Origin of the sequence: Pseudomonas brassicae, assembly GCF_010671725.1 — a bacterium.
Lineage (GTDB): Bacteria > Pseudomonadota > Gammaproteobacteria > Pseudomonadales > Pseudomonadaceae > Aquipseudomonas > Aquipseudomonas brassicae.
Map to the genome: position 1 here is coordinate 1 of NZ_JAAHBU010000121.1, position 11,800 is coordinate 11,800.

The 11,800-nt window shown below is 62.6% G+C and carries 8 protein-coding genes and 3 pseudogenes; 6 read left to right on the forward strand and 5 right to left on the reverse strand.

From position 1 onward, the window contains the following. The 3 genes and pseudogenes from G3436_RS09975 to G3436_RS09985 form a co-directional block, all read left to right on the forward strand. The coding region (locus tag G3436_RS09975; RefSeq protein ID WP_163944203.1) for an AMP-binding enzyme at positions 1 to 715 on the forward strand (715 nt) is incomplete at its 5' end. A gap of 28 nt (positions 716 to 743) precedes the next feature. Further along, positions 744 to 2,511: pseudogene (locus G3436_RS09980) on the forward strand (acyl-CoA dehydrogenase C-terminal domain-containing protein). Between the two features lie 156 nt (positions 2,512 to 2,667). Then, the gene (locus tag G3436_RS09985; RefSeq protein ID WP_163944206.1) at positions 2,668 to 3,675 is read left to right on the forward strand and encodes a FecR family protein; all 1,008 of its coding nucleotides are present in this window, start codon (positions 2,668 to 2,670) and stop codon (positions 3,673 to 3,675) included. 23 nt (positions 3,676 to 3,698) lie between these two features. Here the strand turns inward: G3436_RS09985 and G3436_RS09990 are convergent, their stop codons facing one another. After that, positions 3,699 to 5,018, reverse strand: a complete 1,320-nt coding sequence (locus tag G3436_RS09990; RefSeq protein ID WP_163944209.1) for a Na+/H+ antiporter family protein — start codon at positions 5,016 to 5,018, stop codon at positions 3,699 to 3,701. A gap of 266 nt (positions 5,019 to 5,284) precedes the next feature. On the opposite strand from G3436_RS09990, the pseudogene G3436_RS09995 reads away from it, so the two are divergent. After that, positions 5,285 to 7,431, forward strand: a pseudogene (locus G3436_RS09995) (methyl-accepting chemotaxis protein). 5 nt (positions 7,432 to 7,436) lie between these two features. Here G3436_RS09995 and G3436_RS10000 read toward each other — a convergent pair. The 4 genes and pseudogenes from G3436_RS10000 to G3436_RS10015 form a co-directional block, all read right to left on the reverse strand. Then, positions 7,437 to 8,759: a sensor histidine kinase gene (locus G3436_RS10000; RefSeq protein ID WP_163944212.1), complete on the reverse strand. Its 1,323-nt coding sequence runs from the start codon at positions 8,757 to 8,759 to the stop codon at positions 7,437 to 7,439. After that, a pseudogene (locus G3436_RS10005) lies at positions 8,756 to 9,423 on the reverse strand (response regulator transcription factor). Before G3436_RS10005 ends, G3436_RS10000 begins: the two are co-directional and overlap by 4 nt. Next, positions 9,423 to 9,737: a PepSY domain-containing protein gene (locus tag G3436_RS10010; RefSeq protein WP_163944215.1), complete on the reverse strand. Its 315-nt coding sequence runs from the start codon at positions 9,735 to 9,737 to the stop codon at positions 9,423 to 9,425. Before G3436_RS10010 ends, G3436_RS10005 begins: the two are co-directional and overlap by 1 nt. After that, on the reverse strand, positions 9,737 to 10,045 hold the full coding sequence (locus G3436_RS10015; RefSeq protein WP_163944219.1) for a PepSY domain-containing protein: 309 nt from the start codon (positions 10,043 to 10,045) through the stop codon (positions 9,737 to 9,739). The genes G3436_RS10010 and G3436_RS10015 overlap by 1 nt, the downstream gene beginning before the upstream one ends. 156 nt (positions 10,046 to 10,201) lie before the next feature. On the opposite strand from G3436_RS10015, the gene G3436_RS10020 reads away from it, so the two are divergent. Together G3436_RS10020 and queD are read left to right on the forward strand one after the other, a co-directional pair. After that, positions 10,202 to 11,284: a patatin-like phospholipase family protein gene (locus G3436_RS10020; protein WP_163944222.1), complete on the forward strand. Its 1,083-nt coding sequence runs from the start codon at positions 10,202 to 10,204 to the stop codon at positions 11,282 to 11,284. A 50-nt stretch (positions 11,285 to 11,334) separates the two neighbouring features. After that, positions 11,335 to 11,691 carry a 6-carboxytetrahydropterin synthase QueD gene (gene queD / locus G3436_RS10025; RefSeq protein WP_163944225.1) on the forward strand — a complete coding sequence of 119 codons (357 nt, stop codon included), beginning with the start codon at positions 11,335 to 11,337 and terminating at the stop codon, positions 11,689 to 11,691. The last annotated feature ends 109 nt before the right edge of the window (positions 11,692 to 11,800 follow it).

Consider the following 11,800-nt stretch of genomic DNA (forward strand, 5'->3'; position numbering starts at 1 on the left):
CTGGCGCGCGCCGCCGGCCAAGGTCATCGGCGCAGTCGAGGAAATGGGCATCCAGGTTACCCACGTGTACGGCCTGACCGAGGTGTATGGCCCGGTGACGGTGTGCGCCTGGCACGCGGCGTGGGACGCCCAGCCCCTGCATGAGCGGGCGCGGATCAAGTCCCGCCAGGGCGTGCGCTACCCGACCCTGGAAGGGCTGATGGTGGCCGACCCGCAGACCCTCGAACCGGTGGCGCGCGATGGCAACACCCTGGGCGAAATCTTCATGCGCGGCAACACGGTGATGAAGGGTTACCTGAAAAACCCCGAGGCCACCGCCGAGGCGTTTCGCGGTGGCTGGTTCCACACCGGCGACCTGGCGGTGTGGCATGCCGACGGCTATGTAGAGATCAAGGATCGACTCAAGGACATCATCATTTCCGGTGGAGAGAACATCTCGACCATTGAGGTCGAAGACACCCTCTACCGCCACCCGGCAGTGCTGGAAGCCGCAGTGGTTGCGCGACCGGATGAGAAATGGGGCGAGACACCCTGTGCCTACATCACCCTCAAGACAGGCATGGAGCACACCCGCGAGGCCGAGATCATCGCGTTTTGCCGCGAACACCTGGCCGGGTTCAAGCTGCCCAGGACCGTGGTGTTCAGCGAACTGCCCAAGACCTCGACCGGCAAGATCCAGAAGTACCTGCTGCGCGACTGGGCCAAGGCGCTCTGATCCCTTTTCTTTTGATGCGAGAACCGTCATGCCTGAGTTCAACGCCCCGCTGCGCGATATGCGCTTTGTCCTTCACGAAGTGTTCCAGGGACCTGCCCTGTGGGCACGCCTGCCAGCCTTGGCGGCCAGTGTCGATGCCGAGACCGCCGATGCCATCCTGGAAGAAGCGGCGAAGATCACTGGCCAGTTGATCGCACCGCTCAACCGCAGTGGTGACGAGCAAGGCGTGGCGTTCGCCCACGGCCAGGTGAGCACGCCGCAAGGTTTCATCCAGGCCTGGAACACGTACCGCGACGGCGGCTGGGTCGGTCTGGCGGGCAACCCCGCGTACGGCGGGCTGGGCATGCCCAAGATGCTCGCGGTGCAGTTCGAAGAGATGCTGTACGCCGCCAACTGCAGCTTCAGCCTGTACTCGGCACTGAGCGCCGGCTGCTGCCTGGCGATTGACGCGCATGCCAGCCAAACGCTCAAGGCGCTCTACCTGCCAGCGCTGTACAGCGGCCAGTGGGCCGGCACCATGTGCCTGACCGAACCACATGCGGGCACCGACCTGGGCATCATTCGCAGCAAGGCCGAGCCCCAGGCCGACGGCAGCTATCGCCTCAGCGGCACCAAGATTTTCATTACCGGCGGCGAGCAGGACCTGACCGAGAACATCGTCCACCTGGTGCTGGCCAAGCTCCCCGACGCGCCAGCCGGCCCCAAGGGCATCTCGCTGTTCCTGGTGCCCAAACGCCTGGTCAATGATGATGGCAGCCTGGGCGCCAGCAACGCTGTCAGCTGTGGCTCGATCGAGCACAAGATGGGGATCAAGGCATCGGCACCTGCGTGATGAACTTCGATGGCGCCATCGGCCACTTGGTGGGCGAGCCCAATCGCGGGCTGGCGGCGATGTTCACCATGATGAACTACGAGCGGCTGTCGATCGGGCTGCAGGGCATTGGCTGCGCAGAGGCGTCCTACCAGAACGCCGCACGCTATGCCCGTGACCGTGTACAAAGCCGTGCAGCTACCGGCCCCCAGGCCAATGACAGGGTGGCCGACCCGATCATCGTGCACGCCGACGTACGGCGCATGTTGTTGAGCATGCGCGCGCTGACCGAAGGCGGCCGGGCCTTCGCTACCTATGTGGGCCAGCAGTTGGATATCGCCAAGTATGCCGAGCAGCCTGACGAACGCGAGACGGCGCAGCGCCTGGTGGCCCTGCTGACACCAGTGGCCAAGGCGTTTTTCACCGACACCGGGCTGGAAAGCTGTGTACTCGGCCAGCAAGTGTTCGGCGGCCATGGCTACATACGCGAATGGGGCCAGGAACAACTGGTGCGCGACGTGCGTATCGCGCAGATCTATGAGGGCACCAACGGCATTCAGGCGCTGGACCTGCTGGGGCGCAAGGTGGTGGCCGACGGCGCGCAATCGTTGCGCATCTTCGCCCACGAGGTCCGCAGCTTCTGCCAAACCCGACCGCCCTTCGGCCAGCCGTTGCTGGACGCCCTGGCCCAGCTTGAAGGTACCAGCCAGTGGCTGCAGCAACAGGCCGCAGGCGATGCCAATGCGATAGGTGCGGCCTCGGTGGAGTACCTGCACCTGTTCGGCTACGTGGCCTACGCCTACATGTGGTCGCGCATGGCCGCGACGCGCAGGCCAGGCAGGCGCAGGAGCCAGCGTTCTATCACGCAAAGCTGGCCACTGCGCAGTTCTACTTCGACCGCCTGCTGCCCCGTGTGCTGTCGTTGCAGGCCAGCATTCGCGCCGGCAGCGCGTCGCTTTATACACTGGCCGCCGAGCAGTTCTGATTCGCCAATACACTCAAACGGGTGCCTTTCCACATAAAACCGCGCATTTGCGCGGTTTTCCCTACAAATATTTCGTACAACTGATAGTCATTCACTATGTTCTCGGTTCTCGCCGGCCACCTGGCAAGGGTAGAATGGCCAAAACCGGGAGTGTCAATGAATCCAACCAGTCTCAGCGCAGCCGAACTCGATGCCATCACCGATGCCGCCGCGCAGTGGTGCATGCGGCTGCATGCTGAGGATTGCAGCGCACAGGAGCGAGCGGCGTGTGCACAGTGGCGTGCCGCTCACCCACTGCATGAGCAAGAGTTCCAGGCCATGCAGGAGATCTGGCAAACCGCCGATCACCTGCCGCGCCATCAGCCCGCCCAATTGCTGACACTGCCGGTCAAACCGCGCCCGCGCAGCTATCGCCACTACGCCTCGGCCGCTGCCATCGCGCTGTTGGCCCTGCCGCTGGGTGCGTGGATCGGCTGGGAACAAGGCTGGGTGCCCAACAGCTATCAACGCCTCGAAAGCACCGATGCGATCACACGCGTCGTGCTGCCCGACGGCAGCGAAGTCGAGCTGAACCTCAACACCACCTTGCGGTATGCCAACTACAAGGACGAACGCCGGGTGACCCTGGTCAGCGGCGAAGCGTTCTTCAAGGTCCACCACGACGTGGTGCACCCCTTCGTGGTACGTGCCGGGCACGGCCAGACCAAGGTCACCGGCACCCAGTTCAACGTCTGGAAGTATCAGCAACAGGTGAAGGTCACGCTGGTCGAAGGCTCCGTGCTGGTCAGTACCGACAGCAGCGACCCGGACAGCGGCTATCGCCTCGGCCCTGGCATGCAGGCCAGCTACACCAATGGCGATTACGAGCCGCGCCTCAGCCAGACCTACGCCCATGACACCAGCCTGACCTGGCGCAGCGGCAAGCTGATCCTCGACAACCTGCCCCTTGCACAGGCGCTGCCACTGATCAATCGCTACCTGGAAAAACCGTTGCTGCTGGCCGACGCCAGCACGGGGCATATCCGCATCAGCGGCATCTACAACACCACCGAGGTCAAGCGCCTGGTGAGCAACCTGCCCAAGGTGCTGCCGGTGTACCTGACCCGCAACAAGGACGGCGACACGGTGCTCAACCGTATTTCCCCGCCCCCGAGAAAAGGCTGAGCCTTGCGCTCAGCCCTCCCCCCTTACAGCACCATCGCCGCAACCCAGCCAAAGGCCAGCAACGGCAGGTTGTAATGCAGGAATGTCGGTACCACCGTATCCCAGATGTGATGGTGCTGGCCGTCGACGTTCAGGCCCGACGTCGGCCCCAGCGTGGAATCCGAGGCGGGCGAGCCCGCATCCCCCAGCGCACCCGCAGTCCCCACGATGCATACCGTGGCCAGCGGGTCGAAGCCCAACTGCACGCACAGCGGTACGAAGATCGCCGCCAGGATCGGTACCGTGGAAAACGACGAGCCGATGCCCATGGTGACGAGCAACCCTACCAGCAACATCAGCAACGCACCGATACCTTTGCTGTGGTTGATCCAGAGCGCCGACGCTTCGACGAGGGTCTTCACTTCGCCAGTGGCCTTCATCACTTCGGCAAAGCCTGAGGCGGCAATCATGATGAAGCCGATCATGGCCATCATCTTCATGCCTTCGGTGAACAGGTCATCGGTCTCTTTCCAGCGCACGATGCCCGACAGCGAGAAAATCAGGAAGCCGGCCATGGCGCCGATGATCATCGAGTCCAACCACAACTGGATGATGAACGCTGCGCCAATCGCGCAACCCGCCACCATCAGGGTCAACGGGTTGTAGCGGATGGCAACCTGTTCGACCTGTTCGATTTTCGCCAAGTCGTACACGCGCTTCTTGCGGTAGCTGACGAATACCGCCAGCAACAGCCCGAACAGCATGCCCGCCGCCGGGATTGCCATGGCCTGGGTGACATTCACTCCGCTGATGTCCACCCCGCTGCGGCTGACGTTGGCCAGCAGGATCTGGTTGAGAAAGATGTTGCCGAAGCCTACCGGCAGGAACATGTAGGGGGTGATCAGGCCGAAGGTCATGACGCAGGCCACCAGGCGCCGGTCGATCTGCAGGCGGGTCAGCACATACAGCAGCGGCGGCACCAGCAGCGGGATGAAGGCAATATGGATCGGCAGGATGTTCTGCGACGAGATCGCCACCACCAGCAGCAGGCTGATCAGCAACCACTTGACCTTGCCGCTGTCGGCGTTGCGCTGGCCATGGAACATTGCCAGCGCTCGATCGGCCAGGGCGTGGGCCAGGCCCGACTTGGCGATGGCCACGGCGAACGCCCCAAGCAATGCGTAGGACAAAGCCACCGTGGCACCGCCACCCAGCCCGCCATTGAACGCCTTGAGCGTGCCTTCGATACCCAGACCGCCCACCAGCCCACCGGCCAGGGCGCCGATGATCAGGGCAATCACCACGTGCACGCGGGACAGGCTCAGTATCAGCATGATGCCGACCGCGGCAATTACTGCATTCATTTCTGTGACCTCTAGAAACCAGACAAAAAGCTTGCGCGTCGGCGACAGACTGCCTTGGCAGTGGCCGAACGGTAGGTATTTTTATGGAGGGCGCACACTCTGCAGCAGCACCCGGCGCTTGTCAAAGTGCAGGGCAAGCCGGACCGAAGCGGGTCGCATAGGTATCTGAAAACGACGCATTTCAATTGAACGTTTGAATAAAGAAAACCTGATTGCCGCCGTTACAGCCGATAGCCTCACTTTTTTTGCATCAAAGGACTTCGCCAATGTCGTTCAGACAGCTTTCCATTCAATGGAAAATCACCTTGCTGGCCGGGCTCTGCCTGGCCAGCATCGTCACTCTGCTGGTGGGCCTCTCGCTGTACCGTATGGAGCACAACTCGGCGCTGGTCAAAGCCAGCAGCATGCAGATGCTGACCGAGGCCGCACAGTCGCGCATCGAGTCCCAGGGCGAAGTCCAGGCCTTGAGCATCCGTCGTCAGTTCATGGATGCCTACCAATACGGCGCCGGATTCTCGCGCCAGGTGCTGTTCCTGCGTGAACAGGCGGAAAAACGCTTCCTGGATGCGTTCGACCTGCGCGAGGACATGACGCGCCAGGTGCGTGCTGCCTTGCAGGCCAACCCGGACCTGCTGGGCCTGTCACTGGTGTTCGAACCCAATGCGCTCGACAGCAAGGATACGCTGTTCGCCAACCAGACCGAACTGGGCAGCAACGAGAGCGGACGCTTCGCCTTGTACTGGTCGCAGCCCACCCCAGGCCAATTGACCTCCATGGCCCTGCCCGAAAAGGACATGAACGACACCAGCGTCGGCCCAAGCGGCGAGCCGGCCAACACCTGGTCGGTGTGCCCGCGCACCACGCGCAAGACCTGCGTGATCGAACCCTACTTCTATGAGATCAATGGCCACAAGGTGCTGATGACCAGCATCGTGTTCCCGTTGATGGCCGCCGACAAGGTGATCGCCACCCTGTCGGTCGACATCAACCTGAACAGCCTGCAGGCCCTGAGCCAGCAGGCGAGCCGTAACCTGTACAACGGCCAGACACGCGTCGCATCCTCAGCCCGGTCGGTTTGCTGGCCGGTTACAGCCCGGACGCCGGCAAGCTGGCGCAGCGCTTCGAGCAGGTCGACAGTGCCAACGGCGCCGAGCTGATCCGCTTGCTGAGCGACAGCACGCCGCTGCACAGCCTGCACCACGAAGGGCGCATGAAAGTGCTCGCTTCGTTCGCGCCGATCCCCGGCGGTAAACCATGGGGCGTACTGCTGGATGTACCGGAAAGTGCGCTGATTGGCCCGGCCGAAGCGCTCAAGAACGAACTCGACCAACGCAACAACAGCGGTACGCTGATCGAGTTGGGCCTCGGCCTGCTGGCCGCGGTGATCGGCCTGCTGCTGATCTGGGTGATGGCGCGCAGTGTGACCCGCCCGATCCTCGGCGTGGCGAGCATGCTCAAGGATATTGCCAGTGGCGAAGGTGACCTGACCCGGCGCCTGAACTATGACAAGCGCGACGAACTGGGCGAGCTGGCCGGCTGGTTCAACCGGTTTTTGGACAAGCTGCAGCCGACCATTGCCGAGGTCAAGCGCTCGGTACAAGCTGCGCGCGATACCGCCGACCAGTCATCGGCCATTGCTGCGCAAACCAGTGCCGGCATGGAGCAGCAGTACCGTCAGGTCGATCAGGTCGCGACCGCCTCGCATGAGATGAGTGCGACTGCCCAGGACGTTGCGCGCAGCGCAGCGCAAGCCGCCCAGGCCGCTCGCGATGCCGACCAGGCGACCCGCCAGGGCCTGGCGGTGATCGACCGCACCACCAGCAGCATCGATACCCTGGCCGCCGACATGAGCACGGCCATGGTTCAGGTCGAAGGGCTGGCCGACAACAGCGAGCAGATCGGCTCGGTACTGGAAGTGATCCGTTCGATCGCCGAGCAGACCAACCTGCTGGCCCTGAACGCCGCCATCGAAGCGGCTCGCGCAGGTGAAGCGGGTCGCGGCTTTGCGGTGGTGGCCGATGAGGTGCGCAACCTCGCCCGCCGAACCCAGGAGTCGGTGGAAGAAACCCGCCAGGTGATCGAGCAGTTGCAGGCGGGCACCCGCGAAGTGGTGGGCGCCATGCACAGCAGCCATCGTCAGGCCCAGGGCAGCGTCGAGCAGGTCGGCCAGGCTGTGACTGCGCTGCGCCAGATTGGCGATGCGGTCACCGTGATCAGCGATATGAACCTGCAGATCGCCAGCGCCGCCGAGCAACAGAGCGCGGTCGCCGAAGAGATCAACAGCAATGTAGCGACCATTCGCGATGTGACCGAATCACTGTCGGGGCAAGCCAATGAGTCGGCACGGGTCAGCCAGTCGCTGAACAGCCTGGCCAATCAGCAGCAAGGGCTGATGGACCAGTTCAGGGTCTGAGGACCTTATCGGGCTGCCTTGCGGGGCAGCTCGATACTCACCCGCAACCCGCCCAAGGGACTCTCCAGCAACGCCAGTTGACCTCCCCATGCCTCGATGATGTCGCGCACGATACCCAGCCCCAGGCCATGGCCGTCGACCTGTTCGTCAAGCCGGGCGCCGCGCTCCAGCACGCCTGCCCTGGACGCGTGCGGAATACCCGGGCCATCGTCGTCCACATGCAGTCGGTAGGCGTGCGGCAATTGTTCGATGCTCAGGCACACTTCGCTGTCGGCCCATTTGCAGGCATTGTCCAGCAGGTTGCCAAGCAGCTCGAGCAGGTCTTCGCGGTCCCAGGGCAGTGACAGCCGCACAGGTATCTGATGGTGAATGTTCAAGTGCTGCCCGTGGATCATGGCCAGTGTCGAGAGCAGCCCCGGCAGCTCGACGGCGCAATCGAAATGCGCACCTGGCAAGGCGTCCCCCGCCAGCCGGGCGCGATTGAGTTCGCGACTCAAACGCTGCTTGATCTGCTCGAGCTGCTCGCGCAGTTGCTCACGCACCTGCGGCAGGTCCTTCAGGCGCTCGCTAGACGCCAGGCTGATCAGCACGGCCAACGGGGTCTTCAAGGCATGCCCCAGATTGCCCAGGGCGTTGCGTGAGCGCCGCAGGCTGTCTTCGGTATGCGCGAGCAGGTGGTTGATCTGTGCGACAAGGGGTTCAAGCTCGGTGGGTACCTGGCTGTCGAGTTGAGAGCGCTTGCCCTGCTGCAACTGTGCAATCTGTTCGCGGGTACGTTCCAGCGGGCGCAGAGAGCGGGTGACCGTGATGCGTTGCAGGATCAGCACCAGCAGCAATGCCACCAAGCCCAGGCCCAGCCCTATCTGCTGCATGCGCCGGAACCCATCACGTACGGGGGTATAGTCCTGCGCGACGCTGATGGAGATTGCCTGGCCCAGGCGCCGGTAGTCGGCACGCAGCACCAGCAGTTGCTGGCCTGCCGGCCCCAGCTCAAGCCCGGCATGCAGCCCCGGCGCCTGTGGGCGCGGCATGTCCATGTCCCAGAGCGAACGGGAACGCCAACTGCCACCGTCGAAATCGACACGGAAGTAATAACCGGAAAATGGCCGCTGGTACGCCGAGGAAATACGCCGTTCATCCAGTTCCAGGCCGCTGTGGCCACGTACCAGGGCAACCAGCAGGTTTTCGCTTTCCTTGCGCAGCCCGGTTTCCAGGTAACGCTGAAGCCCCACCTCGAACAGCCACAGGCTGATCTGCGCCAAGGCCAGGCCAACCACGACCAGTACCCCTACCAGCCCCAGGCTCAAACGCGCCTGGATAGACCTCATTCGACCACTGCGCCAAAGCGATAGCCTTGGCCACGGTGGGTTTCGATGACGCTGCGGCCCAGCTTGCGACGCAGGTGATTGACGTGCACTTCAAGCACGTTCGAATCGCGCTCGGTTTCACCGTTGTAGAGATGCTCGGCCAGGTGACTTTTAGACAGGATCTGCTGCGGATGCAGCATGAAGTAGCGAAGCAGACGAAACTCGGCGGCAGTCAGTTGTACGTCCTGGCCGTCGCGGCTCACGCACTGGCGCCCCTCATCCAGATGCAGGCCGGCGGCCTGCAAGGTCGGCTGGTTGGCCAGACCACGGGCGCGCCGCAACAGCGACTGGATGCGCAACTGCAGTTCTTCAGGGTGGAAGGGCTTGCTCAAGTAGTCATCGGCACCGGCCTTGAGGCCTTCGATGCGCTCGCCCAGGAGCCACGCGCGGTCAGAATCAGCACAGGCGTCGCCAGCCCGCCCGCACGCCACTGGGCCAGCACTTCGAGCCCCGGCAAGCCCGGCAGGCCAAGGTCCAGGATGATCAGGTCGTAGGGCTCGCTGCTGCCTTGATACACGGCATCGCGGCCGTCAGCCAGCCAGTCGATGGCATAGCCTTGGCGCTGCAGGCTCTGGGTAAGTTCATCGGCCAGCGGGACGTTGTCCTCGACCAGTAACAAGCGCATCAGTCATCTTCCTCATCTTTGATCAGCACACCGGTCCTGGCGTCGAACTTGATTTCACGCACGACGCCCTCCGGCGTGACCAGCTCGACTTCGTATTCGTAGCGCTTGTGCTTTTCCTCAAGCTCGGCCTCCAGCAACCGCGCCCCGGGGTAACGCCCCAGGGCAGACTCCAGCAGTTGCTCCAGCGGCAGGATGATGCCTTTTTGCCGCAACTCCAAGGCTTCATCCTGGTCAAGGTCGCGAGCCAGCGCCAGCGAACAGACCGCCAGCGATACGAGGAACAGGCAATGCGCTGCTCGCTTGCGCTCGATCATCAGGTGTCCTGCGCATCCTTGAGGACTTCACCAGTCTTGGCGTCCAGGTCGACATCCCACTCCACGTTCTGGGCATCACGCAGCTCGACCTTATAGATATAGCGACCGTATTCGTCTTCAAGCTCGCTGTCCTTGACCGTGGCACCCGGGTGCTTGGCAAGCGCAGTCGCCTTGAGCTCCTCCAGGGACTTGATGGTCTTGCTCTGAACCAGCTTCACGATCTCGTCGGGTTGAACATCTTTGGCCAGTGCAACGTTGGCGCTCAGTGCAAGGGCGGCGGCGGTGAACAGGGCAGTCAATGTTTTCATCATGTCTCTCCGTTTAGGATCAATCTTGCTTACGGGTTCAGATTATCGAACCGAACTTAACTGAAGCTGAAAACAACTGGCGACATGATAGCGCAGGCCGGCATCGCATCTGCGCAGGGTTCTCTATAATCGTTGATCCATGACAACGAGGCCCTTATGAGTGCAGTCCATATCAAGTATCCGGCGCTCACGCTGAAGGCCGGCACGCGGGCACTCGCCCATGTACGCGAACGTGGTTTGCACGCCGCCGATGTGGGTGTACTGCCCGGCGCTGCAGGGGGCCCCAAGGCGCTGGGTATACAAGGCATCGATCTGGCGCTGTTCGGCCAGTGGCTGCGCGACGCCCCTCGTGAACGTTCGCTGATCGGTGCATCAATCGGCTCCTGGCGCTTCGCCAGCGCCTGCCTGCCTGACCCGGCAGAGGCCCTGGTGCGCCTGGGGCACCTCTACACCGAACAGGACTTTGCCAAGGGCGTTACACAGGCCCAGGTCAGCCAGAGCTGTCAGCGCATGCTTGATGAGCTGTTGGAGGGGCAGGATGCGCGCATCCTCGAAAGCCCACACTATCGGCTCAATATCATGCTGGTCAAAAGCCACGGGCTGCTCCAGCATGATCATCGAGTGCGCCTGGGCATGGGTTTGTCGTCGGTGATTGCCGACAACCTCGTCAGCCGCGCGCGTCTGGCCAAACACTTCGAGCGGGTGATTCTGCATGACGCTCGTAGCGCGCCACCGCTGCACCCACTCACGGACTTCCCCTCCCGTTGCCTGCCGTTGGCACCAAACAACCTGAGACATGCCCTGCTCGCTTCCGGCTCCATTCCGATGGTGATGGAGGGCGTGCGCGACATCCCTGGCGTGGGTACGGGGACTTACCGCGATGGCGGCTTGCTGGATTACCACCTGGACCTGCCCTACAGCGGCGAGGACATCGTGCTGTACCCACACTTCACCGACAAGGTGGTGCCAGGCTGGTTCGACAAGGCGCTGCCGTGGCGACGCAGCAACCTGGAGTATCTCAGGAACGTGTTGCTGGTAGCGCCGTCGCCGCAGTACCTGGCGCGCCTGCCTTACGGCAAGCTGCCCGATCGTAGCGACTTCAAGCGCTTTATGGGGGATGCCGGCAGCCGGCAACGCTATTGGCGCAGCGCCATGAGCGAGAGCCGGCGGTTGGGCGACGCGTTTCTGGAACTGGTGGAAAGCGGCACGCTGCACGACCATCTGCAACCACTGCGCTAGCCATGCTGGTAAACTGCGAGCCAGCATTGGTTTTCAGAGTTATAGACACCGTGGAAATTTTCAAAGAGTTCACCTTCGAATCGGCGCACCGCTTGCCGAATGTTGCTCCCGGGCATAAATGCGGGCGCCTGCACGGTCACTCGTTCAAGGTGGCCTTGCACCTGACCGGCCCGCTGGATCCACACACCGGCTGGATCCGCGACTTCTCCGAGATCAAGGCAATCTTCAAGCCGCTTTACGAGCAGCTCGATCACAACTACCTCAATGATATTCCTGGCCTGGAAAACCCGACCAGCGAGGTGATTGCCAAGTGGATCTGGGATCAGGTCAAGCCGCTGCTGCCAGAACTGAGCAAGGTGCGTATTCACGAGACCTGCACCAGTGGCTGCGAGTATTACGGCGATTGACTGAAGCTGCAACGGCCGACCATGAAAACCACCCCATGCGGGTGTTTTTTTCGCGGGTTGACAAGCACAGCTGGCCAAGGGGCTAAAAAACAAAACCCCTACCTGCAGA